19 protein-coding genes and 1 tRNA gene are annotated in these 25,660 nt (G+C 39.6%); 11 read left to right on the top strand and 9 right to left on the bottom strand.

The features are described from left to right. Window positions 1–3: 3 nt before the first annotated feature. Window positions 4–1,329, bottom strand: a complete 1,326-nt coding sequence (locus tag ACIQ2X_RS01540; RefSeq protein ID WP_396177112.1) for a M16 family metallopeptidase — start codon at window positions 1,327–1,329, stop codon at window positions 4–6. Between the two features lie 255 nt (window positions 1,330–1,584). Here ACIQ2X_RS01540 and rplU point away from each other — a divergent pair, with 255 nt between their 5' ends. The 6 genes from rplU to ACIQ2X_RS01510 all read left to right on the top strand — a co-directional run bounded on the left by rplU (window position 1,585) and on the right by ACIQ2X_RS01510 (window position 6,373). Further along, window positions 1,585–2,001 carry a 50S ribosomal protein L21 gene (gene rplU, locus ACIQ2X_RS01535; protein ID WP_396177111.1) on the top strand — a complete coding sequence of 139 codons (417 nt, stop codon included), beginning with the start codon at window positions 1,585–1,587 and terminating at the stop codon, window positions 1,999–2,001. A 23-nt stretch (window positions 2,002–2,024) separates the two neighbouring features. Beyond that, entirely contained in the window at window positions 2,025–2,285 is a 261-nt protein-coding gene (rpmA, locus tag ACIQ2X_RS01530; protein ID WP_022829158.1) for a 50S ribosomal protein L27, read from the top strand. Window positions 2,286–2,577: 292 nt separating this feature from the next. Beyond that, the gene (locus ACIQ2X_RS01525) at window positions 2,578–3,057 is read left to right on the top strand and encodes a regulatory protein RecX (RefSeq protein WP_396177110.1); all 480 of its coding nucleotides are present in this window, start codon (window positions 2,578–2,580) and stop codon (window positions 3,055–3,057) included. A 193-nt stretch (window positions 3,058–3,250) separates the two neighbouring features. Continuing rightward, on the top strand, window positions 3,251–3,472 hold the full coding sequence (locus tag ACIQ2X_RS01520; RefSeq protein WP_396177109.1) for a hypothetical protein: 222 nt from the start codon (window positions 3,251–3,253) through the stop codon (window positions 3,470–3,472). Window positions 3,473–3,653: 181 nt separating this feature from the next. Further along, window positions 3,654–4,910 carry a cation:proton antiporter gene (locus tag ACIQ2X_RS01515; RefSeq protein ID WP_396177108.1) on the top strand — a complete coding sequence of 419 codons (1,257 nt, stop codon included), beginning with the start codon at window positions 3,654–3,656 and terminating at the stop codon, window positions 4,908–4,910. Window positions 4,911–5,026: 116 nt separating this feature from the next. Further along, window positions 5,027–6,373, top strand: coding sequence for a deoxyguanosinetriphosphate triphosphohydrolase (locus ACIQ2X_RS01510; RefSeq protein WP_396177119.1), 1,347 nt, complete (start codon window positions 5,027–5,029; stop codon window positions 6,371–6,373). Here the strand turns inward: ACIQ2X_RS01510 and ACIQ2X_RS01505 are convergent. Both ACIQ2X_RS01505 and ACIQ2X_RS01500 read right to left on the bottom strand, forming a co-directional pair. Then, entirely contained in the window at window positions 6,370–7,356 is a 987-nt protein-coding gene (locus ACIQ2X_RS01505) for a DUF3078 domain-containing protein (RefSeq protein WP_396177107.1), read from the bottom strand. The two genes, ACIQ2X_RS01510 and ACIQ2X_RS01505, sit on opposite strands and share 4 nt — an antisense overlap. 49 nt (window positions 7,357–7,405) lie before the next feature. Next, complete coding sequence (locus tag ACIQ2X_RS01500; protein WP_396177106.1) at window positions 7,406–9,187, bottom strand: 1-deoxy-D-xylulose-5-phosphate synthase; 1,782 nt, start codon at window positions 9,185–9,187, stop codon at window positions 7,406–7,408. Between the two features lie 148 nt (window positions 9,188–9,335). Between ACIQ2X_RS01500 and ACIQ2X_RS01495 the strand changes: the two genes are divergently transcribed. The 3 genes from ACIQ2X_RS01495 to ACIQ2X_RS01485 are packed head-to-tail and all read left to right on the top strand — an operon-like array spanning window position 9,336 to window position 10,325. Further along, window positions 9,336–9,587 (top strand): hypothetical protein, encoded by a 252-nt coding sequence (locus ACIQ2X_RS01495; RefSeq protein WP_396177105.1) that lies wholly within the window; start codon window positions 9,336–9,338, stop codon window positions 9,585–9,587. After that, complete coding sequence (locus ACIQ2X_RS01490) at window positions 9,569–9,850, top strand: Txe/YoeB family addiction module toxin (protein WP_396177104.1); 282 nt, start codon at window positions 9,569–9,571, stop codon at window positions 9,848–9,850. Before ACIQ2X_RS01495 ends, ACIQ2X_RS01490 begins: the two co-directional genes overlap by 19 nt. A 28-nt stretch (window positions 9,851–9,878) precedes the next feature. After that, window positions 9,879–10,325 (top strand): nucleoside deaminase, encoded by a 447-nt coding sequence (locus ACIQ2X_RS01485; RefSeq protein WP_396177103.1) that lies wholly within the window; start codon window positions 9,879–9,881, stop codon window positions 10,323–10,325. 99 nt (window positions 10,326–10,424) lie between these two features. On the opposite strand, the gene ACIQ2X_RS01480 is transcribed toward ACIQ2X_RS01485, so the two are convergent. From ACIQ2X_RS01480 to ACIQ2X_RS01465, 4 genes are all read right to left on the bottom strand, one after another. Further along, window positions 10,425–10,976: a hypothetical protein gene (locus ACIQ2X_RS01480; protein WP_396177102.1), complete on the bottom strand. Its 552-nt coding sequence runs from the start codon at window positions 10,974–10,976 to the stop codon at window positions 10,425–10,427. A 119-nt stretch (window positions 10,977–11,095) separates the two neighbouring features. Beyond that, window positions 11,096–11,716 carry an aminoacyl-tRNA hydrolase gene (pth, locus tag ACIQ2X_RS01475; RefSeq protein WP_396177101.1) on the bottom strand — a complete coding sequence of 207 codons (621 nt, stop codon included), beginning with the start codon at window positions 11,714–11,716 and terminating at the stop codon, window positions 11,096–11,098. 179 nt (window positions 11,717–11,895) lie between these two features. After that, a complete protein-coding gene (locus ACIQ2X_RS01470) occupies window positions 11,896–12,591 on the bottom strand; it encodes a hypothetical protein (protein ID WP_396177100.1) in 696 nt (231 codons plus the stop codon). Window positions 12,592–13,026: 435 nt separating this feature from the next. Continuing rightward, window positions 13,027–13,398 carry a hypothetical protein gene (locus ACIQ2X_RS01465; protein ID WP_396177099.1) on the bottom strand — a complete coding sequence of 124 codons (372 nt, stop codon included), beginning with the start codon at window positions 13,396–13,398 and terminating at the stop codon, window positions 13,027–13,029. A gap of 833 nt (window positions 13,399–14,231) precedes the next feature. Between ACIQ2X_RS01465 and ACIQ2X_RS01460 the strand changes: the two genes are divergently transcribed. Then, window positions 14,232–22,901 carry an Ig-like domain-containing protein gene (locus ACIQ2X_RS01460; RefSeq protein WP_396177098.1) on the top strand — a complete coding sequence of 2,890 codons (8,670 nt, stop codon included), beginning with the start codon at window positions 14,232–14,234 and terminating at the stop codon, window positions 22,899–22,901. A gap of 243 nt (window positions 22,902–23,144) precedes the next feature. On the opposite strand, the gene ACIQ2X_RS01455 is transcribed toward ACIQ2X_RS01460, so the two are convergent. Together ACIQ2X_RS01455 and ACIQ2X_RS01450 are read right to left on the bottom strand one after the other, a co-directional pair. Then, on the bottom strand, window positions 23,145–23,756 hold the full coding sequence (locus ACIQ2X_RS01455) for a 50S ribosomal protein L25/general stress protein Ctc (protein ID WP_396177097.1): 612 nt from the start codon (window positions 23,754–23,756) through the stop codon (window positions 23,145–23,147). 87 nt (window positions 23,757–23,843) lie between these two features. Beyond that, the gene (locus ACIQ2X_RS01450; RefSeq protein WP_396177096.1) at window positions 23,844–24,785 is read right to left on the bottom strand and encodes a ribose-phosphate pyrophosphokinase; all 942 of its coding nucleotides are present in this window, start codon (window positions 24,783–24,785) and stop codon (window positions 23,844–23,846) included. A 263-nt stretch (window positions 24,786–25,048) separates the two neighbouring features. Between ACIQ2X_RS01450 and ACIQ2X_RS01445 the strand changes: the two genes are divergently transcribed. Then, window positions 25,049–25,128, top strand: a tRNA-Leu gene (locus ACIQ2X_RS01445). The last annotated feature ends 532 nt before the right edge of the window (window positions 25,129–25,660 follow it).

Below are 25,660 nucleotides of genomic sequence, written 5' to 3'. Positions count from 1 at the left end.
GTCTTAGTTTTGAGCTTTGTCTTTAGCGGGAACATAATCTAAGAGCAAACGTTGGTTTGGTTTCAGATATTTATTAGCCACTTCTTTAATTTCTTCCCGAGTAATTGAACGGTAAATTTCAATTTCGGTGTTAATCAAATTTATATCACCATACAATAAGTGATAAGTAGCTAAGTTCTCAGCAATACCTTCAATGCTGCTGTTGCTGTTGACGTATTGGTTTTCGAACTTGTTTTGTAGTTTTTGAAAGTCTCTCTCCGAAATTAATTCGGTTTGCATTTTCTTGATTTCCTCGTCTACACTTGTTGTAATCATTTCGCTAGTTGCTGGAGATAGTGGTAAACCGTAAATCACGTACATTCCGTAATCTTCCTGACTGTTATTAAATGCTCCAACTTGTAACGCCGTTTTTTGTTCGTCTACTAATTTTTTGTACAAACGAGAACTTTTTCCGTCGCTTAAAACAGATGAAATCATCTCCAATACTTTGGCATCTCTCGTTTTCATTGAGGGCGTTCTAAAGGCTTGAATAACCATAGGCAACTGGATGTTTGGGTCTTCGTAAGTTGCATTGATTTGTTTGGTGATTGGTTCTTCAACAAAAGTTTCCTTTTTTACCTCAGCGCCTTTTGGAATTGGTCCAAAATATTGTTTCACCCATTTTAAGGTTTGTGCAAAATCAATATCTCCTGCTACTACTAATACGGCATTATTAGGTACGTAAAATTTCGAGTTGAATGCTTGAAACTCTTCTAGAGTAGCAGCATCTAAATGTTCCATCGAACCGATTGTTGCCCAACGGTACGGGTGTTTTTTAAAGATGTTTTCTTTTACCGATGCAAATAAATTTCCGTAAGGAGCATTGTCTACACGAAATCTTTTTTCTTCCTTTATTACTTCATTTTGAGTGTCAACACCAATTTTATTGATCACCGGATGCAACAATCGTTCTGATTCCATCCACAATCCCAATTCTAAATTGTTGGACGGGAACACTTCATAATAATAAGTTCGGTCGTCGGAAGTGTTGGCGTTATTTGTTCCGCCATTTCCTGAAACGATTTTAAACCACTCACCGCGTTTGATATTTGCGGTACCTTCAAACAAAAGGTGTTCAAAAAAGTGGGCAAATCCAGTGCGTTCTGGATTTTCATCTTTAGCACCCACGTGATACATTACAGAGGTAATTACTACGGGTGCTGATTTGTCTTGATGCAAGATTACATGAAGACCATTGTCTAAAGTATGCTCCTCAAAATTTACTTTTTGAGCCGAAGCAACACTTCCAAGCATGAGAACTGAACTCAAAGCCATTAATGATTTTTTCATAACTATTAATAATTTGTTACTGGTTTTGGATATTTGTATACACTACCATTGTTTTGTTACAACAAATTTATGTTTTTTTACAGTTGAACACTATTTAAAAGTTTAAAATAATGTTTTCGCTTCGGTTTCAAGTTGCTTTTAAGGGGATGTTGTGTGGTGTAAATTGTACTTGAATAATTATTTTTTCAATGCAATTGCTATTCTAATAATAAGTTGTATATTTGCAACCTTAAAAATTAACTAAACATCATTGTTATGTACGCAATCGTAGAGATAGCAGGGCAACAATTTAAAGTAAGCAAAGACTTAAAGGTTTATGTGAACCGTTTGGCTGACAAAGAAGGAGATGCAATTTCATTTGCAAAAGTTCTTTTGTTGGACGACGCTGGCACAATCACTTTAGGCGCCCCGGCTGTAGAAGGAGCTTCTGTTGAAGCTACAGTGTTACAACACTTAAAAGGAGACAAAGTAATCGTTTTCAAAAAGAAACGAAGAAAAGGGTACAAAAAGAGAAATGGACACCGTCAATATTTGACTCAAATCCAAATTTCAGGAATTACTGCTCCAGGTGCTAAAAAAGCAACCAAAAAAGAGGCAGCTCCAGTAACTGAAGAGGCGGAAGCTCCTAAGAAAAAGGTAGCTAAAGCTAAAAAAGAAGAAACTCAAGAATAATAACATTTTAAAACTCATACGTCATGGCTCATAAAAAAGGTGTCGGTAGTTCGAAGAATGGTAGAGAATCAGAATCAAAACGTTTAGGTGTTAAGATTTATGGTGGTCAAGCTGCAATCGCTGGAAATATCATTGTAAGACAAAGAGGTTCTAAACACAATCCAGGTGAAAACGTTTACATCAGTAAAGATCATACTTTACACGCTAGAGTAGATGGATTAGTGAAGTTCCAAAAGAAAAGAGATAATAAATCGTACGTTTCTATCCTTCCTTTCGAAGCATAATCGTCTATTTATATCGTATTAAAAACCCAATCTTAAACAGATTGGGTTTTTTTTGTCGACTTTTTTCACACAGATTACACAAATTGATTGTTTTCAAAATAGCACGTATTCCAACTTTAGTCGTAAGTATGCTTTAATAGAACATCGTTCACGGTTTTAACTGTGGTGGTTTTAGACACAGAATTTACAAATTAAAGCGATTTAAAATTGAAATTGCCATTGCCATTGCAATAGTGTTGTTGTTTAAAATAAATACTGTTATTTTGTTCTTTCCAAACAAAAACAATCTCAAATGTACGGCACTACATCGCATACACTTATTGAAGCCACTCGCAAAGCAGAGCATTTTTGTGTGTATCAAGAGCGTTGCCATCAAGAAGTGGTTGCTAAGTTACAATCCCTACGAATGATTCCCGAAGCCATTGATGTAATTCTAGTTTACCTGATTGAACACGATTTTCTCAATGAAACCCGATTTGCTTGTAGTTTTGCAAGAGGCAAACACCGCATCAAATATTGGGGTAAAATCCGAATTGTACGCGAACTCAAGATGCGTGGCATTTCTGATTATAATATTAAGGAGGGTCTGAAAGAAATTGCCGAAGAGTATTACGACAATTTCGAGCTTCTTGCCGATCGACATTGGGAACACATGCAAAAGGAGAGCAAACTTTCCAAACGTAAGAAATTTTGCGATTTTTTACTTCGTAAAGGTTTTGAAAGCGACATTGTTTATGCGAAGGTCAAGGAGTTGGAAACATCCAATTCATAATCAATTTTTCTACTCAACTCTCTCTCAGATTTAAAGAGATGTATGTGTCTTTTACCTTATCTGGAATATCTACAAAATCAAAAAGAGCCGTTCCAAAAATGGAACAGCAAAGATTAAGTTTTTCAATGCACTTTTTAGAAATTTTTTTACTTACCAAAACAAATCTTCTTACATTTGAAAAAAATTATAAATCATGAGCAAAGAAAAAGGAGTTTACACCGGAATTATCGAACAAGATGCCGATGGCAATTATTTTTGTGGTCCGTATTTGTTGGACTATCAATATACGGTTTCTAATTTTAAATTGGGCGACGAAGTCAATATCAAATCCGTAATCACCAACCCAAGCGACAGAAGCTACAATCAGTACAACCAAAAGTCAAAACTGTTTTTCTTGGCTAATGAAAAGGAATAATGATTCGTTTTTAGTCGCAGTTATCAATCGCAATCAAATCACAAATTTGAAATTCCAAATTCTCAATGCTAAACTTCCTTCATTCGGAGGGCTTGTCCCGACAAATCGGAAGGTTGGAGGAGTCTTACCAACTATAATTTTTTTTATGTCGCATCTTTAAAAATTCCTATTTTCACTCACCATGAACGAAGTACATTTTGAACTGCCTTTTTTTACTAATTTGCTGATATTATTAGTAATGGCTCGAATTTTTGGAGAAATCTTTGAGCGATTTAAGCAACCTGCAATGATTGGCGAAATTATCGCAGGTATTATTCTAGGACCAAGTTTATTAAACATCATCCATAGAACGGAGGACATCAAAGTAATTTCTGAATTGGGAATTTTTCTACTCGTTATTATCGCCGGACTGGAAATAAACATCGACGACATCCTGAAATCCTTGAAAGGTCGAAACATCATCATTTCGATAATGGCATTTTTTATACCCATTTTTGGAGGCATTGCCGTAGGTTATTATTTCGATCAAGACATCATGACTACCGTTTTTATCGGTTTGTGTGTCGCCATTACAGCGCTTCCAGTCAGTATCCGAATTTTGATGGATTTGGGCAAAATAAATTCTGAAGTAGGACAAAAAATCATTTCCATTGCCATTTTTGATGATGTTTTGGCGCTTTCCATTCTGGGTGTTTTGCTCAACATCAAGGATACGGACATGTCGGCTCATTCTGTCGTGGTAGCAAGTTCGCTTTCATTACTCAAATTAGCGATTTTTATTGGGCTTCTTGGTTTGGCGTATGTGATGATAAAGAAAGTATTAAAGAAGGGAAATTACATCCAAGAGTCTCTAGATAATATTGTTCATGTAATAAAAGGCAAAGAACCGCTCTTTGCGCTATTCTTCGCATTTGTATTACTGTTTTCTACATTTACAGAAAATCTCGGATTGCACTTTATAGTAGGTGCTTTTTTTGCCGCAATGCTCATTAGTCATTCGCTTATTGGTGAAGAAAACTTTAAAACCATTGAAACAACAACCAACAGTATGGCAATGGGATTTTTGGCACCCATATTTTTTGCGGGAATTGGACTCGAATTTAATATTGGATCCATCGATAGCATCGGACTTTTAGTTGCCGTAATTGGAATTTCCTATCTTTCTAAAATCGCGGGAGGTTACCTAGGAGGTACATTTGCAGGGCTTTCCTCAAGAGTTTCGTTAACTCTCGGAGTCGGTTTAAATGCAAGAGGAATCATGGAACTTGTAATTGCAAATATTGCCTACAAAAACGGATTAATTAGCACCGAAGTGTTCTCGATTTTAGTCATCATGGGCGTGCTTACTACTTTAACAACACCGCTTTTATTGAAAAAAGCCTTTGCCAGAATGGATAAAGTTGATGCACAGCAAGCCAATGTTAACCCATCCGTTTAAATGTGACCTTTGCTGTAATTACGAAGGTGCAAAAAGGAATTATGTATCTTTGACATTCATTTTAATCCCAACCCCGAAACTTCGGGGCTAAATCCTAAATCCTAAATCTAAAAATGATGCACTGGGAACAACTCCTTTCTCTGAAAAGACAAGGCGACAAAAACAAACGTTTGCGAAGCGAACAAGACGAAACCCGACTGGTTTTTGAAGTCGATTACGATCGGATCATATTTTCGGCAGCTTTTAGAAGTTTGCAGGACAAAACGCAAGTGATTCCGCTTTCCAAAACCGATTTTGTCCACACACGCTTGACCCATAGTTTGGAAGTTTCGGTGGTGGGTCGTTCCATCGGTCGATTGGTTGGGAAAAAAATTTTAGAAAAATACCCGCATCTGCAGGAAATTCACGGGTATCAAGCCAATGATTTTGGTGCCATTGTTGCCGCAGCCTCACTCGCACACGACATCGGAAATCCGCCTTTTGGACATTCAGGCGAGAAGGCCATCGGCGAATATTTCAAGATCGGAAAAGGCCGCGAATTTCAAAATCGGCTTTCGCCAAAAGAATGGCAAGACTTGATTGATTTTGAAGGCAATGCCAACGGTTTTTCGGTGTTGAGTTCCTCACGCCAAGGCATCGAAGGCGGCATCCGATTGGCGTATGCCACTCTGGGAGCCTACATGAAGTATCCTAAAGAATCCTTGCCTAAGAAACCAACCAAAGAGATTGCTGATAAAAAATACGGCTATTTCCAGCAAGATAAAGCCTTTTTTCAAGAAGTAGCTACGGATTTGGGATTGATTCAAAAATCAGCTACGGGCGAAGTACATTACCACCGGCATCCGTTGGCTTTTTTGGTAGAAGCTGCCGATGATATTTGCTATACCATCATCGATTTTGAAGACGGTATCAATTTGGGTTTGGTCTCTGAAGATTACGCCTTGGAATACTTGATCAAATTGGTCAAAGACCGCATTGATACGCCCAAATTCAACCAACTCCATTCCAAAGAAGACCGCATCAGTTATTTACGTGCCGTGGCTATCGGAACGTTAATCGAAGATGCAGTGGCCATTTTTATCGAAAACGAAGAAGCAATTTTAAAAGGACAATTCCACCACGCGTTAACCGACAAAAGCCGGTACCAACCGCAAATGAAGGACATCATCAACCTGAGTGTCGAAAAAATTTATCAAAGCCGGGAAGTTATCGAAAAAGAAATCGTGGGTTACGAAATATTGCAAACCTTACTCGACAAATTCATCACAGCGGTCAACAACCAGTACGATGGAACGTTGTCCAATTACGACCAACTGATTTTAAAAATGCTGCCCGAAAAATTCCAAGTAGAAAAAGAAACCTTGTACGGCCGATTGTTACACATTTGTCATTACGTATCGCTTTTAACCGACGGAAACGCACTCGAATTATTTGAAACCATTAACGGCAGAAAGAAAATCTAAAAACTATAAGTCAAACCCACTCCCAACATTTGTTTCAACTGAATTTTAGGCCCTAAGGTCACTTGCTCTCCGTTTACTTCGTCCTTTGTTTTGATGTCGTCGTCGTAAAGCACGTGGGTGTTGATGTTGGCACGAACGTATTTATTGACAATAAAGTCCCATTGCATTTGCCAGTCGACGTCGATATTGCCAAAATTGTTGACGTAGTCGCTGTACACACTCAAACGGTTTTCCATTTTGATGTTTGTAAAAACCTCTCTTTTAAACCCTGTCATGACTAAGAAACCCAATTCGGTACGGGATTTTTCTCCTTTGCGGATCAATTCGTTCGTAACGGGATCATAAACCGCTCGCGTCACTCCATAAGCACCTTGATTGGCCAACCGCTGGTTCAAAACCAACGTGTTTTTCATCGTCAACGGCGAAATATAAAGTTGCATCGTTTTTTCCTTGTTGTTGTATTCCGAACCTACCCCCAAAAAGGTATATGCAGGTGCAAAGGCTTGGGATATGGCAATATCGGTATTGGGATACGAATAGCCGTCGGTAAATTGTGTTCGAAAATTAAATTTGGCGCTGTAATACCAATTGGTAGTACTGCTTTTTCGATAACCAAAAGTAGAGTTAAACTGCAGGTCGTCGTCGGTTTTCCGCAATTCTACTCCATCTTGTTTGGTAATTCCGTAACGAACAATGAGTTCATTAACCCATTTCTTGTTTTTAAGTTCGTAATTTCGAGTAAAGGTTCCTTTCAATAATCCCGAAATCGAGCTGTTTCCTCCCGCATTCCAGTTTACAAAGGCAATTTCACTCAAATCAAATCCCACAATGTTTTCTTTTTTCCAAGGCGATGGCACTGCTTTCAAAGTGTCAGCTATTTTTGCAGCATCCACTTTCTTAGAGGTTAAGGTGTCTCCAGTTTGCGCAAAGCTATTTGCAGATAAAAATAAAGACAGCACAATAGTTGTTGATAAAAATCGCATAGTTGCTAATTGAGTTCAAAAAAAAATAAGCTGCAAAAGTCGGTTTTTATTACAGGCTTTCAAAAATTATTTGCAAACTTTTCGCATCTATTTTACAAATCTGTTGCAATTCCTCCACCGTGCCGTGTTCCATAAATGTGTCGGGAATTCCTAAAATTCGAATGGACGGTTTGTAGTCGTGTTGGGCCGCAAATTCGCAAATACCACTGCCAAAACCGCCTTTTACCGTTCCATCTTCTAGGGTAATTATGGCAGTATGTTCTTTGAAAATGTTGTGCAACAATACTTCATCCAATGGTTTTACCCACGGAAAATGGTAGTGTGAAAAGGAAGTGGCATTCGACGTATTTTCTAAAGCTTCCATCACGTTGTTGCCGATAGTTCCTGTCGAAATGACCGCAAATTTACCGCCTTTTCGCAACTGAAATCCTTTGCCAATTTCAATTTCATGATACGTTCCCAAATGATTTTGTTGCCAATTTACCGTAATGGCTCGGCCTCTTGGATATCGGATAGCGAGGGGATGTGGCACCCCCAATTGAGCGGTGTACAAAATGTTTTGCAGTTCCACCTCTGTTCGAGGAGCATAAATCAGCATGTTGGGAATGCAGCGTAAATAGGCCAAATCAAACACGCCGTGATGGGTTGCACCGTCTTCGCCCACCAAACCTGCTCGGTCGAGACAGAACACAACAGGTAAATTTTGCAACGCCACATCATGCACAATTTGATCGTAAGCCCGCTGCATAAAGGTCGAATAAATGTTGCAAAACACAACCATGCCTTGGGTGGCCATTCCTGCCGAAAGCGTCACGGCGTGTTGTTCGGCAATACCCACATCAAAAGCACGTTCGGGAAACGCCTCCATCATGAACTTGAGCGAACTTCCCGAAGGCATGGCGGGTGTAATTCCGATAATTTTATCGTTTTTGTGTGCCAAATCCAATAGCGTCAACCCAAAAACATCCTGAAACTTGGGAGGCAAATGGCCTTCGTTTTTCAGTACCACTTCGCCTGTAGTTTTGTCAAATTTCCCCGGGGCGTGGTATTTTACTTGGTCGGCTTCGGCTTGCGAAAGTCCTTTTCCTTTTGTGGTGATGAGGTGCAAAAACCGAGGGCCTTTTTTGGTTTTTAACCGCCGTAATTCTTTGATTACCGCAACTATATCGTGGCCGTCAATAGGTCCTGAATAATCAAAATTCAGCGACTTGATCATGTTGTTTTGCTTCGGGTTTTTGCCTGATTTTACTGCTGTTAAATAGTTTTTTAACGCACCCACACTCGGGTCAATCCCGATCGCATTGTCGTTTAAAATTACGAGCAAATTGGCATCGGTTACTCCAGCATGATTCAATCCTTCGAATGCCATTCCGGATGCAATCGAGGCATCGCCAATGACTGCAACATGACTTTTTTCGAAATCGCCTTGCAAGCGAGAAGCAAGCGCCATTCCCAATGCGGCAGAAATCGAAGTGGAGGAGTGGCCTACGCCAAAAGTGTCAAAGTTGCTTTCACTTCTTTTAGGAAATCCCGAAAGACCGCCCAGTTGCCGGTTCGTGTCGAATTGGTCTTTTCTTCCCGTCAAAATTTTGTGTCCATAGGCTTGATGCCCTACGTCCCAAACCAGCAAATCATTGGGCGTGTCAAAAACGTAATGCAACGCAATCGTAAGTTCGATAACGCCCAAACTCGCTCCCAAATGTCCTTCTTTTACCGAAACAATATCGATGATAAAGTCGCGCAACTCTTGGGCAAGCTGCGGCAACTCCGATTCGGGAAGTTGGCGTACGTCTTGTGGAGTATTGATGTGGGAAAGTAAATTGCGGTTCATACAGCAAAGGTACAAATTGCAAACAAGTTTTAAAGAACTTGTGGTTTTATTGATTTAAAAAGATATCATTTTTAGGTTTCCAGACGGATCGATCTTCCCGATTTTCTACTTTAGTTTTGTATATTTGTTTCAATAAATTCATTAAGTTATGACTACTTACACCATTACGATCGACGAAAAAACGGAGGTTGGAAAAGCGTTTAGAAAAATGCTTGACAAATTCCGAAAAGAGCCAACAGCTATTGAAATTAGGGAAGAAATGGATTCGAATGAAAATGAAATGTATAATCCAGAATTTGTAAAGAAAATTTTAGAGCGTGTAGAAGCAAGTAACAATCTTGAAGAACGGAAGAATTGGAAAACAATCAATCCTGATGACATATGGGGAAGTATACTGTAGTGATAGAACCACTAGCTCAGGTAGAGATAATACGACACCATAAGTCAGGTAATAAGGCAGTAATTAAAAAACTCGAAAAAATTCTTCTAGAGCTTACAGAAACTCCTTACGACGGCATAGGAAATCCAGAAGCTTTAAAATATGGGCTAACTGGCTTATGGTCCAGAAGAATTAGTCAAAAAGACCGATTAATTTATAAAGTGGAAGACGAGATTGTCACCGTTTTCATTCTCTCCGCTTTTGGACACTATTCAGATAAATAATTATATTCCCTTCGGGGGCTAGGGGCTTATGGAAAATCCTTTTACCGACGAATACTTCATGAAACGGGCTTTGCAAGAAGCCGAACGTGCTTTTGAACAGGGCGAGATTCCCGTGGGTGCGGTAATCGTTATCGATAATAAAATCATCGCTCGAACGCACAACCTTACCGAACTTTTGAACGATGTAACTGCTCATGCGGAAATGCAAGCCATCACTTCGGCTGCCAACGCATTGGGTGGAAAATACCTCAAAAACTGTACGCTGTATGTGACTTTAGAGCCATGCCAAATGTGTGCCGGTGCTTTGTATTGGAGCCAAATTTCTAAAATTGTTTTTGGAGCAAGCGACGAACAAAGGGGTTTTGAAAAAAGGGGTACGCAACTTCATCCCAAAACAACTGTTGTTCGTGGGGTTTTAGCTAAAGAAGCAGCGGATTTGATGACACGGTTTTTCTTAGATAAAAGAAAAAATTAATGGAGGGCAACTAAAAACGCAACGACTCGCGCCCTAATCCCAAATTTATTTTCTCCCAAATCCCATCTCAGAAATCCTAAAATTTGAGGCTTCAACGCTTTATTCCTCTCCTTTGGAGGTCCCGATGCTTCGGGAGGGGGAGGCTTCAAACCGTGCAAAACTCATTTTCTGATCCGCTACAACGGCTGGGAAATCAACAGAAAAGGTGTTTCCTTTTTTAGAAAAATTTCCTTTCGTAATGGTATAATTCCCCGCTTTTCCTTTGCAATAACACCACACGCCAAAAATGAGTTTTACTTGTTGCAAATCGGTGTCGGACAGGTTCAAATCGGCTGTGTCGGAGGGAAGTTCAAAAATAATTTCCTCGCGGTACCCGCCGTCCATGTATTTTTGGTCTTGGTTTTGCGAAATTTCATAGCGGTAAACGGTCGTGCCTTTCAACGCTTCGAGTTCGAAATAAACAGCACCAATACCATCGGTTTTAACCACCATCGTATGGTTCGGCACAACTTCTAAACGGCATGCAAAACCTTCAGGACACGAATCCACAGTGAGTGTCGTATTCTTTTTATTTTCTTCTGCAGTCTTTTTCTTGCAAGTACAAGACAACACCACGAAGGAAATAAGCAATAGGAAAATGATATTTTTCATAGCAAACGTTTTTAATTTGTGTTAAAGATAGGGTAAAGAATTACTCGTTGCAGGTTGTAAGTTGTTGGATTGCGACTGCGACTGAACACTGCGACTGAACACTTCCATCTCTCATCTCCCTATTTCCCATTAAACCCCGTCATTGTGTGTTCGAGTCCAGCGGTTCCGAACGAGCGAATAATTTCGGTGGCAACATCCAAGCGTTCGGGGAGTTTGGCTTTTTCGGCGTCATCCCAATTGCCTAAGACATAATCCACTTGTTGGCCTTTCTTGAATTCGTCGCTAATGCCAAACCGAAACCGGGGATATACGGTTGAATTGAGCAGGAGTTGGATGTTTTTGAGTCCGTTATGTCCGCCGTCGCTGCCTTTGCTTCGGATTCTGATGCTGCCAAAAGGCAAATTCAAATCGTCGGTAATCACCAACAGGTTTTCCACCGGAATGCTTTCTTTGTCCATCCAATACTTGATGGCTTTGCCCGAAAGGTTCATGTAGGTGTTGGGTTTTAGCAAAAGTAATGTTCTGCCTTTAAACTTGTATTCGGCTAGGGCTCCAAGCTTTACGGTTTGAAATTCAATGCCTTCTTTGCGTGCCAAATGGTCTAAAATCTTAAACCCAATGTTGTGTCGGGTATTGACGTAGTCGGCACCAATGTTGCCCAAGCCAACAATTAGAAATTTCTTCATGGAATCAGGAGTTGCTGTTTTTTGCGTTGCAAATAGTTGTGTAAACCAGTTCATCGGACAAAAATACGGTTTTCAATAAATATATTCCAATGAATAAATTTCAATTTCCAAAAGCGAAGGAGATTCGCTGTCTCATTATTCGTAGGGCACGAATTCTCAACCCCAACCCCAAATAAAAAAAATCCCGAACCTGCACGGTCGGGAAATCATCAAGTTGTAGGGCGAAAAGGCTTTTAGTTCGAAATCTTTTTAATTACAAATTCGGCCCTGCTGGATCCCAAAAGGCCTAAGGAAACCAAACTTCCTTTATTGAATCCAAACGAAATTTTATCTCCTGCTGCAAGTGCGTACACAGAATTGATATCGGAGGATGTGATGGTAAGATTCGCTACAACTAAATTAACACCTGTAAATGCTTTGTTGTCTAAAAGCGTTGTAGTAACGCCCGTAGTTTTTAAAATCCCGATTCGGGGTAGCGTGGACAGAAGTGAGGCTTGTATTCCGGTACCGAACCTGAAATAGTAGAAAATTTCATAAATCCCATCCGAAGGTACGGTATAGGTATCGGTACTGGCGTCAAAATGGTTGCCCGGATTGATGCTTACGGTGCCTGGAGCGAAATCAATTTCTTGGTATCCACCCGCTAATTCAAGAGTGAGTACGCTGAAACCGTCCGTATCTGCGGCTTTTGTAATGGTAGTATTCGTGGCGGAGGCAAAATTTCCGTTGAGTTTTTGCACTTCCTCCGTTGTAGGATTGGAAACCATAAAATCGTAGTGGGCTGCCGCAGCAGCATTTGGTACTGTTTTGATCATCGCGTTGCCGTTGATGTCTAAAGTGGCAGCTGGAGTGTTGGTGTTAATGCCCACATTTTGTGCAAAGTGGAGTGTAAAACTGAACAAAAACACCAGGGTAAAGTAGTTTTTCATAATACAGCGTTGTTTAGTTTAGTATTTACACAAAGTTAGTAATTAAATCCGCAACATATAATGAATATTGTTATCAAATTGGTGTAATTAATCTAAAATGGATGTGTATTTTGTTCTAAAAACACTAATTTGCTAGTTATTTTCTTTTTTAAATTTTTACAACTTTAAAAGCAGTAGTATAAGCGGATGTTAATATTTTGTTATTTGTTTTGCAAAAATGCAAGTGCTTGTTATTTCAGCAGTACTGATTTTGCCGAAAACACATCAAATGCTACGACTTGCCGCACGAATGGATCGGTGGTAGGGTTTAAAACGACTTCTTGGCGACTGACCAAGCACTGCCTCCAAAGCCTTGGGATGCCTAATGTGTGTTCCGGAGGCACAAAAAAAAAGGCTTACTAAGCCTTTTCTCTTACATTTTTGCCCTTTTGGGGGTTAGGGGTTTTTTTTAACCCTTTTGCTGTCGTCTACCGTAAACCCGTAATCGCCTAGTACTTTTGGGTTTTTGGCATAAATCCCTTTTAGGACTTGGGCACTGTTTTGCACAATCGATTTAATGGCAGGCAAGTCAATGTCGCGCTGTCTGTAGAATTCCTCCGCTTTCTTGGCCGCTTTTTCGGCCTCAATGTGGTTAGTGGTACAAGGATCCACTTTAGGGCCTTCTACTTCCCATTTAAAATCCTGTTGCGCATTTAGGGGCGAAGCCGCTCCATCTGCTGCATGTTTTTCATAAATTTTCTTTGCTAATTCTAGTAATTCTGCTGTTTTCTTGGGAAGAACAATTCTACCCGCTGTACGTGCTGCCATGGTACATAATTTAAGTTAAAATAATTGTTTTAAAAAGTCACGTCTAATTTAATTTAAAATTGGCATTAATTAATGTTTTTACGAAAATATTTGCATATAAATGCAAAAATATTTTCAATAGGAGTAAAATCATCAGAAAATATACTAAAAAAAGTAGTGGTACAGCCCAAGCCTTTTGGTTGAATGCTACAAAGGTCGTTTGTTGCATAAAAATCATAAATTTGGCAAATTCATTTATAATTATAGCCTTGTCAATAATTTTTTTTAAAAATCATTTATGATTATGCCATCGGCAACAATTATTTTGGCAAAAACATATATAATTATGCCATCGGCAATATTGATTTTGACAAAAACATAAATGATTATACCATCGGCAATATTGATTTTGGCAAAAACATAAATGATTAGGGCATCGGCAACAATGATTTTGGCAAAAACATAAATGATTAGGGCATCGGTACTATTGATTTTGGTAAAAACATAAATGATTAGGGCATCGGCAACAATGATTTTGGCAAAAACATAAATGATTGTTCTACTTACAACAATAAATTATCAGATTTAGCTGGCAAAATAACTTCTTTGCGACTGAAAACTGCCACAGCGATTGTTCAATGCGACTGTTCAATGCGACTGCGACTGAAAACTGAGACTAAAAACTAAAAATCTATAACTAAAAACCGATAACTAATAACTGATAACAATTTCATAACTTTGAAACGCCTACAGAAAAGCCTTTAACCTTAATTTTGTAGCTACTAATACTTGATAATCAGGAAGTGTATTTGTATTTGGAGCTAAAACCGATATTTCATTAGAGCGTATATATTATGAAAATTAAATTACTATTACTTACGATTGCTTTGTTTTTTGGAACAGTTCAAAGCACATTCGCACAGACTACTCTTGCAGTAGGTGATTTATCTGTGATTGGTTTCAATTCCAATACACCAGATAATTTTGCCTTTGTTACTTGGGTTCCAATTGCTAACAACACCTACATCAAATTTACTGACAATGCTTTTTTAGGCACAGGTTCGGCGAATGCGACAAACAATGGGCGTGGTGGTGAAAATTTTGTGATTTGGCAAAACAATACTGCAAGCACAATTGCAGCAGGTACTGTAATAACTATTCAAGGATTGACAACTAGTTTAGGAGTATGTACTGCTGGTTCAGCTACAGGTATGGACGGAGTTTCAAGTGATGGAGATCAAATTTTTGCTTACCAAGGCGTCGCAACGACTGGTGCGAATCCAGATTGGTCAACAAACGCTAATCTTACAACCTTCAATGGAACTATTCTTTTCGGTTTGACTTTTCCAAGCAATTGGTTAGCTACTGGCGCGCAAACTTCAAACAACTCTTATTTACCTTCGCAGTTAAATGTTTCTAATGGTAACATTGCGATTACTACTGCAAGTACAACAAGAGGGCAATATACCGGTTCACGAAATAATCAGGCAACACTTAATGATTACAAAGCGTTAGTTAATAATCCAGCTAACTGGACTACCGCGATTGGTGCAGGTATTATCACCTTAAATACAGATGCTTTTACCACTTCTGCTGATAACACCCCACCAACGGTTACCGCACTTTCGCCTACAGATAACGCCACAGATATAGCCATCAACAGCAACTTAGGTATTACTTTTAATGAAAGTATCGTAAAAGGAACAGGAAATATTTTAATAAAACGCTTGTCAGACAACTCTACTTTTGAAACAATAGATGTAACCTCGGCAGCCGTAACCGTTTCTACCAATACAGTTACAATCAATCCTACTTCCGACTTTTTAAATAGCACGGGCTACTATGTAGAAATTCCCAATACTGCATTTAGAGATGCTGCAAATAATTTTTATGCTGGTATAATAGGGGCTACGGCTTGGAATTTTACAACAATTGCACCCTTAATAACTTCCTTTCAAACTGGAAATTGGGATCAGACTACAACTTGGATGGGTGGCGTAGTACCAACTTCTTCGCAAAATGTGATTATCGCTACGGGTCATACCGTTACATTAAATACAACCACTAATGGAATCAATGTACGAGATGCAGGAACAACTACCACCGTAAATGCGGGAGGTACTTTGGCAACCAATGTAACGTACACAAATAACGGAAACACCACTATCAACGGTACTTTTCAAATCAATGCAGGAGGTTTTGCAGGGGGGAATAATGATTTTGTCTATGGAACGGATGGAAATTTAATTTTCAACCATAGTCCACTTAATCCTGGGACTTACGGTCCAATTGATAATTTTCACAAATATTGGCCAAATACCAATGGACCTAAAAATGTTACTTTAAATTTCAATTGTGCAATAAACTTAGGTGTTAGCAGAACCGTTACTGGTACTTTTGCAACGGCGTCAGGAGTTACCATTTCGTCAGGAAGTTTAACTTTCAACGGCATTTGCCAAATAAATGCCGGTGGATTTTTTAGTAATCGGCCGATTTATGGTAGTGCATCTACGTTGATTTATAACAGCGTGTCAAATTATGGCGTTTCTAATGAATGGAATACTAACGCTTTTGCAGTTGGTTTGGGAGTTCCTCAAAATGTGACATTGACCAACAGTTCCGTGAATCTGCCAGCTACTAGTGGTATGGCAGGAAATTTAACCATTGATGCCAATAGCACGCTTAACCATGTTGCCAACGGTGTTTTAATAGTTGCCGGAAATTGGAGCAATGCAGGAGTATTTAATGCCAACAACGGTGTTGTTTCTTTACGAGGCGGTACTGCCTTGCAAACGATTACCAATACCAATTCCACCAGCCTTAATACGGAGACCTTTTCTACACTAATTGTTTCCAAAACATTAGCTAATATTTTGCGATTAGAGAGTAATATAAATATTATCGGCACAACCGAAAATGTTTTACGAATGCTTGATACTGGAGCATTGGACTTAAATGGCAAAATACTTTCGTTAAACAATAATGGTGGTAGCATCTTTGTCAATGTCGCTAACCGAACCATTACTTCAAGTGTACCTAATGGAATAATCAACATCAATGGTGCTAAAACAGTGGCCAATAATGCAGGAACGGGCTCTTTGATTTTAGGTGCCAACGTAACGGTCAACCTGAACACAAACGGAAATCTTGACTTTGGTGAAAATCGTACTACCCTAAACGGTAGATTATCCATCAACAGTATCACAAACTGTTTTGTGAAGGATAATCCGCCCATTTATGGCAACGCATCTACATTGATTTACAACAACGTAAACGGTTATGGTGTTTCCAACGAATGGAGAGGTAATGCCGCAACTGCAGGAGCGGGTACACCTCAAAATGTTACGTTAACCAATAGTACCGTTGACTTGCCCAACACTTCCAGAGCTTTAGCAGGAAACCTCACTATTGGAGGTACAAGTATTTTTAATATGAATACAGCTGCTAATGCTGATTTACGAATTGGCGGCGACATGACCGTCGACGGTACTTTTGATGGTAAAGAAAGAAGGGTTATTTTTACAAAGGCAGGTTTACAAAAAATCATTTCCAGCAATGTGGTAACAATACCTTACGTGGTTTTTGATGCGTCAAGCAGTACTACATTAGAATTGAATTGCGATTTGGTTATTTCTGCTCCAATTGTTACTGCTCCAGGTTCAAATGTTGCCATTGACTTTAAATGGGCGGGCGATGTTTTCAAACTCAACGGTAAAAGGTTAACGGTTGGAAGTTCAGATGTAAATAATACTATTGATAATTTAGGCAAGTTTCAAGGTTCTACTGCTTCAGATTTAATTTTGAGAGGTTCTGGAAATGCAGGGACTTTGAATTTTGTAGATACTGCCCGAGAATTAAAAACATTGACTTTAGATAAAGACAACGGTTTTATAGGTTGTGCACTTGGCACAAACCTAACAATTGCCGAGAAACTAATTTTTATCAAAGGAGTTTTAGATCTTGATTCATCTACTTTAACTATAGTTGCTGGTGCTATCATCGAGAATGCATCAAGTGCAAATTTTGTTATTGCAACCGGTATTGGATATTTACGTAAAAATTTTAATACAACAGGGGCATTCACATTCCCAATTGGAACTGTTATAGATAGATATACGCCTGCTACCATAAACTTTACAACAGGAACTTTTACATCAGGTTTTATCCGTATGAATGTAGCTGATGTAAAAGAGCCGAATAATGTCTCACCTACACATTTCATTAACCGGTATTGGAATATGCAAGGCGGCGGAATTGTTGATGCAACTTATAGTTTTTCGGGCGACTTTTTACCGGGAGATATTCCTGTTGGTGCCAATATTACCAGTATGAAGTCCGGAAGATATCGCCTTAATCCAGTTCCGGGTTATTGGATTCAAAGTGCAACCAATTTAACAGAAAATAAAGTTGCTATTTCCAATATAACCACTAATGTTGATGGCGCTTTTTCGAGTACAGGGGGTTATAATTTCACAGCAGGAAACCCATTCAGTGTAGCCGAAATTAATATAAGACCTAACGTGGTTCCAGTCGTTACATCTATTGCTTCGGGTGGAATTTTTGATTTTGGCACGCGTCCTTTAGGAAGTTCCACTAGCGTTACTTTTACCATCGAAAATTTAGGCCTGGAAACGCTGAATTTAGGTGCGGCAACACTAACCAATTCGAACGCTACTAATTATTCGCTTGCGCAAAATTATACCGCAACCGTAAATGGCAACGGTACTACTACTTTTGTCATCACTTTTGCTCCAACGCTTTTGGGAACAATTACGGGAAGCATTAGTATTCCAAATAGTGACGTTTCAGGGTCTGAAAATCCTTACGTTATTAATTTTACGGGAATTGGTGGTTATTCTAATTTGTCGGATATTATCACGGCAGGCGGAGAACCCAATACGATATCTTCATTAGTGAATACAACCACTATAAACACGGCAACCGATGGCGTGGAAGTATGGCAATTTACCATCAGAGATGGTGGCGCGTCACTTAATGATTTAGATATTGCACCAACCATTATAAATACGTTGACCATTACGCAAGGTGTTGGCAACCAAATAAACGACTGGGCTGATGCAATTCAAGCAGTAGCTTTGTTCAATGGTTCGACCAAAATTGCTGACGGTGCAGTAACCGGAACACAAATTGTGTTTACTGGTACTCCTCTTGTTACAGTGCCTGACAATCAATCGATGACTTTATCGTTGCGACTTTCGATAGAAACCAATCCTAACAATACCGGAGGGAATCTTGATAATGACGATTTTCAGTTCAGTATTACCAATGCCAATACAGCCATTGCATCGGGTTCGCAATTCAACAGTAGCTTTCCTGTTGCGACATCCACCAACGACCTGAATAGACTTTCCGTAGTTGCAACCCAACTGTCTTTTGTACAGCAACCTACTACCACTGGAATTAATACGGCGATGACTCCAGCGGTAACCGTTCAGGCAACGGATATCAACGGCAACAGAGATCTTGATTATACCGCATCTGTAGCAATCACTTCTACAGGCACACTTACAAGCACACCAGTAAATGCCAATACAGTTGTAGCAGGCTTGGCAACTTTTAGCACATTGACGCACAGCGTTGCAGGAACTGGATTTACATTAACTGCGGCTTCAAGTGGATTGATTAATGCGACGAGTAATCCGTTTAATATTACAAATATTGTTTATGTGAATGGGGATTATAGAACTAAAACTGCAGGTACATGGTCATATAACAATACGGATTTAGGAACAACCACTTGGGAGAGATTTTCATCGGTTAATGGTTGGCAAGATTATATTGGTCAACCCCCAAATACAGTGGTACATACAGCCTACATTACTAAAAACACCGAGATTCCTACAAATGCATCATCAAATGGAAATTCAAGAGTGCATATAATGAAAGATCCATCGACTAACATTCCAGCAACATTAATTTTTAATCCATCCGCAAATTGGACTTTTAGAAATGTGATTATTGAGGAAGAATGTACGCTAGAAATGAAAACGGTAGATTTAAGCGTGCTAGTTGCTGGTGAATTCGAAATCAAAGATGGTGGAAATTTTGTTTATAATTTAGGTAGTACAGCCGCATCAACATTAACTACTAAACTTTGGCAAGGAATAGAAAAATTCCACCCCAACTCTAATTTTATTGTAAAAAATCATCCTACTGGAGGAACAAATTATTTTATTCCGCCAGCTGCTAATTTAACTGCAAATACATTCAATGGAGTTACGGCTTATTTTGGTAATCTTATTGTAGAATCATCATCAAATGAAATTAAGTTGACTGAAACTAATTTGAATAACACTACTATTACACATGGGAATTTAGAGTTAAAGCCAAATGCTAATTTTAGTTTTCTTTATGGAACTGGAGCGTTAACTTGGACGATAGGTAAAGATTTAATAATTGGTACAAATCCTGGGTCTCCTTCCACTCCAAGAACTTTGACCGTTACTACAGCAACAAAAAATGTAACATTTAATGTAAAAGGAAATTTTGTAAATAATAGTGCGAATACTTTCAGACTGAGAAACGTTTCATCGGGTAGTAATCCTACTGTTATTATAAACGTGGATGGTAATGTAAATCTTAATTCTGGAATACTTGACTTAAATTTTACCTCTACAGGAACTGGGTCAATAAATTTAAAAGGAGATTTAAATGTAGCGTCAAGCGCTCAATTATTAGCAAATAATCCTACAACAGCTACTTTTAATTTTGATGCAACTAATGGCGATGGACTCACAGAAGCTACGACACAAACCATTAATGTGGTCAATCAAGCGACTGCAGGAAATATTGCATTCAATGTAAAAAACGGTGCTTACGCCAAACTCATCAATCAACAGTTTGTTTTAGGATCAGGTTCAAAACTAACCGTTGAATCAGGGGGAACACTGGATTTTGGGTTTTTTAACGGATCAAATGCTTTATTTGTTTCAGGACATTCTTTCGAAGCCAATCCAGGAAGCACTTTAAAAATCACTTCGGCAGATGGAATTGTGGCATCTGGAGCTGAAGGAAACGTTCGAACAAGTACCAGAGTTTTTGCAGCAACAACGCCTTTTGGAAACTATCAGTACATTGGCAAAACCAATCAATCAACTGGAAATGCGCTTCCAGTAACGGTGAATAATTTAACGCTAAACAACGAAACCTTAACCAACAATCTAACTTTATCGCAAGCCGTAAAAGTGCAAGGAGCATTAGCAATGGTGAGCGGTAACATAATTTCTACCACTACAAACTTGCTTGAAATTGGTACAAGTGCGGCTGCAAAGGGAAGCTTGACTTATACCAATGGCTTTGTCAAAGGGCCAATGAAAAGATGGTTTAGCGGTGTAAATGCGGGAATGGCAAGTGGTTTGTTTCCGCTGGGAACTTTGGATAATAAAAACCGTTTTGCACAAATTGAATATACTTCCGATCCAACAGCGGGTGCATTAACCGCACAATTACAAGGAACAATGGGCGTTTTAGGATTAATGCCTCCGCCAGAAATTCCGGTAACGGGAATTTGTCCAAGGTTTAATGTACTCAGTACCGACAATATGTATTGGAGCATGACGGCTTCGGATAACTTGGCTAATGGCTTGTATAACGCGACCATTACTAAGGAGAATGATAGCGCAACTGAAAGTGATATTTGCAAGCAAACTATTCTTACAGGAACAACACTTTCATGGGGTGTATTAGGAACCCATGAAGCATCGACAGGGTTACCAACAAATGTTACGCTCAAAAGAATAGGAATAAATACCATCAAGGATTTAGGAATTGGAAAAGGCTATTGCGGTACAATTACAAAAATTTACGATCAAGCAAGCGACTGGACTGCAACTCCGCCGACTATATTGGATAGAATTCAAGTAACTGCTAACTATACTATTCCAGCCAATACAGTTGTTTCTGCTTGCGAATGCACCGTTTCTAGCAACACTACGTTAACTATTGCTGGAAATGCTAGTTTGGCAGTGGTCGAAGGGATTACTGTTGACACAGGATCTTTGATTGATATTAATAATAATGGAAGTTTGGTGCAATACCGAAATGTTGACAATGCTACGGCTAACAATAACAGCGGAAACATCAAAATGGAACGCATCACCAAGCCGTTGTTCCGCTTCGATTATACCTATTGGAGTTCGCCAGTTCAAGACTTTGTATTAAAAAGTGTTTCGCCTACTACCTTGTTTGATAAGTTTTTTAGCTGGAATCAAGCGGCGACACCTCAAGTGTGGTTGTTGCATAGTATGCATACTACCTTGGGAAATCCAAATTATTTAATGGAAGAGGGAAGAGGTTATATTGTTCGAGCGCCACAAGGTTTCCCGATTGAAACACCTACCGCTACGGCACTATTGCATACCGCAAACTTTGTAGGTAAACCCAATAACGGAACGGTAACGGTACCGGTATTTGGTTCAGCTTCAACTTTACCAGCCGATAATAAATGGAACTTGCTGGGCAATCCGTATCCGTCGGCAATTGATGCAACCACTTTTTTAAATGCGAATACCAATTTGGGTGGCACCTTGTATTTCTGGACACACAACACCTCAATTACGAGTGCCAGTCCAAGCTATGCACCCAACGACTATGCTTCTTGGAACGGAACGGGAGCTACCGCAACTTTAGCAGGTGCCGATGGGGTAATCAACAACAATGCACCAACTGGTAAAATCGCAGCTGGTCAAGGCTTTTTTGTAAAAGGAATTGCAGATGGAACGGGTATTGCTACTTTCAACAACACGATGCGGGTGCGAGAAGCTGGAGAAAACAACCAGTTTTTTAAAGGATTCATCGCCGAGGAACATACGGCAAACACAACCCCTTCAGAAAAGCACCGGGTGTGGCTCAACATCAAAGGCACTCCAAAAGGCTTCAACCAATTGCTGGTGGGTTATATCGAAAATGCTACCAACGACTACGACAACCGCTTTGACGGCGAGAGTTTTGGCGGGAACTTGGTGACTTTTTATTCTATCAATAACACCAAAAATTTAGTGATTCAAGGTCGGGCGTTGCCTTTTATCAATACCGATACCGTGCCGCTGGGGTATCGAACCACGCTTACAGGAAACCTGACCATCAGCATCGACCACGTCGACGGCTTGATGGAAGATCAAGACATTTACCTGCAAGACAATGTACTCAATGTAGTACACGACTTGAAGGCGTCGAACTATACGTTTGCCACCGTTCCGGGAACGTTCAACTCCCGATTTGTATTGCGGTACTTGCCACAAGAAGATTTGAGCAATCCTAGCTTTGACGATCAACTCAAAGCCGTTCGGATTTATAAAAACGAGGCCACGCTTTATGTGTCGTCGCCCTACGAAACCATTGCCACCGTAGCGGTTTACGACCTCACCGGCCGACTGGTTTTTGAACGTAAAAACTGCAATACCAACCGCTTTGAAACCACTGAACTTCTTTCGGTTGACCAAGCTTTGATTGTAAAAGTGACGTTGATGAATGGTGCAGTGGTAAGTGAGAAGGTAGCCCCCTAACCCCCAAAGGGGGAACGAGGCCTCCTCCCCAGCCGGGAGTAAGAAGTGGAGTCTTACAACGATAATTTATATTGCACAACTTTCTACTTTCAACCAGTAAGAAAACCACAGTTGAAATAAGTAACGTAAATGCCAAGTTATACTGCTTTCCAACTCCCCCTCCAAAAGAGGGGGCTGGGGGGAGGCTCAAAAAAAAAGCACCAGCGTTGAAACTGGTGCTTTTGAACAATACAAGGATTTGTATTATTTTTTCTTTCCTTTTGCAGGACCTGCTTTTGCTGCTTTTGCTGCTTCTTGAGCTGCTTTCATCGCTGCACGAGAGATTCTTACTTGCGCTACAACAGTGTTGTCTGGGTGCAAAATTTTGAAATCATTGGTTACTAATTTAGTAACGTATAATTTGTTACCCATTTGCATTTCTGAAATGTTGGCTTCGATAAAATCTGGAAGATTTTTTGGCAAGGCTTTCACTTTCAAACGACGTTGGTTCAAACGCAATACACCACCTAAAAGTACCCCTGGAGAAACACCTACCACTTTAACAGGAACTTCAATAGTTACCTCTTTGTCGTCGTGTAATTCGTAAAAATCCAAGTGTAAAATTTTGTCAGACACCGGGTGTACCTGAATGTCTTGCAGGATGGCATTGAATTTTTTAGCTCCCAATTCAATCGCTACAGTGTGTGCGTTTGGAGTGTAAACCAAGTTTTTAAATGCTTTTTCTTCTGCTGAAAAATGCACTGGTTGATTTCCTCCGTATAAAACGCAAGGAACCATTCCAGCATTACGTAAGGCTTTAGTAGCAACTTTGCCCACGCTTTCTCTTTCTGATCCGCTAATTGTAATCGACTTCATTGTAAATATATATAATTAATAAAAAAATTCTATTTTTAGCATTAAGCTTTATACTAAGTTGCTTATTGCTTTTAGTTAAAAGCTTTTCTACATCAAAAACTTCCCACTGATTGAGTTATTGTTTTGTACCATGTGCATCACTTCGGCAAAAAGAGGCGCACAACTCACGACTCGTATTTTGTTGGACTGCTGCTTTAACGGAATAGAATCGGTTACGATGAGTTCCAACAATTTCGAGTTTTCGATTTTCTCGTAGGCTCCACCGGATAAAATGGGGTGGGTACAAATGGCACGAACACTCAAAGCTCCTTTTTCCATCATTAAATCGGCGGCTTTCGCCAAAGTGCCTCCGGTGTCGATCATGTCGTCTACCAGGATTACGTTTCGGCCTTTTACCTTTCCAATCAGCTCCATGGTGTCAATCACGTTGGCAGCTTTTCGTTGTTTGTAACAAATTACCACATCCGATTCTAAAAACTTCGAATACGCATAGGCTCTTTTCGAACCACCCATATCGGGAGAAGCAATGGTTAGGTTTTCTAAATTCAAACTTTCAACGTACGGTAAGAAAATAGTCGATGCAAATAAATGGTCGACTGGTTTTTCAAAAAACCCTTGGATCTGATCGGCATGTAAATCCATGGTCATGATCCGAGTTGCCCCAGCAGTTTCTAGCAATTTAGCCACCAATTTGGCTCCAATCGGCACTCGTGGCTTGTCTTTTCGATCTTGACGGGCCCATCCAAAATACGGAATTACAGCGGTAATGTGTCTAGCCGAAGCTCTTTTGGCAGCGTCAATCATCAGCAAAAGTTCCATTAGGTTATCGCTACTTGGAAAAGTAGAGCAAACTAAGAAAACCCGTAAACCTCGAATGGACTCTTCAAAAGACGGCTGAAACTCTCCGTCGCTGTATTTCGAGAACGTTATTTTACCTAGCGAAACGCCGTATTTTTCGGCAATTTGTTCGGCCAGGTGTACGCTTTGTGAACAAGCAAATATCTTTGCGTCTGGTTCGTGGTACAGCATTTTACATTTAGGTTTTTATTCTTGGTTATTTTTGGAAGACTACTTTGCAAGTAGAGATTCAATAAATGCCTCGAATGTAGTTAGTTAGTGTTGTGTCGTTTTAACGAGGTGCAAATTTAGGAATAAAAATGAACTTGGAAAGGAAAATTTCTAGTATTTTTTTTAGAATATGTAAAATTATTTTTTACATTTGCACCGTGTTAAAGGAATTGATGTTTGCATTGGTTCTATTGCGTTGGAGCTGTTGCTTCATCGTCTGCTAAGCCCGGATGGCGGAATTGGTAGACGCGCTGGTCTCAAACACCTGTGGGAAACCGTGCCGGTTCGACTCCGGCTCCGGGTACTTAAAAACCTCTTCGAAAGAAGGGGTTTTTTTAGTTTTAGGACATTTCAAGCGTTGACGAATTGAGGAGTCAAACTTTTATAGTTTTGGCTCCGGGTACTTAAAAACCGCTGCTGAAAGAAGGGGTTTTTTTAGTTTTAGGACATTTCAAGCGTTGACTATTGAGGAGTCAAACTTTTATAGGTTTGGCTCCGGGTACTTAAAAACGGCTGCTGAAAGAAGAGGTTTTTTTAGTTTTAGGACATTTCAAGCGTTGACGAATTGAGGAGTCACACTTTTATAGGTTTGGCTCCGGGTACTTAAAAAACGGCTGCTGAAAGAAGGGGTTTTTTTTATTTCCGGGAATTTGTACCGATAGCAAATTGAGGAGTCACACTTTTATAGGTTTGGCTCCGGGTACTTAAAAAACGGAACCTACCCGTTTATATGGACTTTGGTTTGAATAAAAATATTACTTATATTTACAATGCTCTTGGCGTAAAACTCATAAAAAGAGTTTCGACTCCCGAGAAGCAGACTGAAACAGTGTACA

Origin of the sequence: Flavobacterium sp. (genome assembly GCF_044368625.1) — a bacterium.
Classification (GTDB): Bacteria; Bacteroidota; Bacteroidia; order Flavobacteriales; family Flavobacteriaceae; genus Flavobacterium.
The sequence above is the reverse complement of the archived record's forward strand: the minus strand, read 5'-3'. Positions and strand labels throughout refer to the sequence as shown.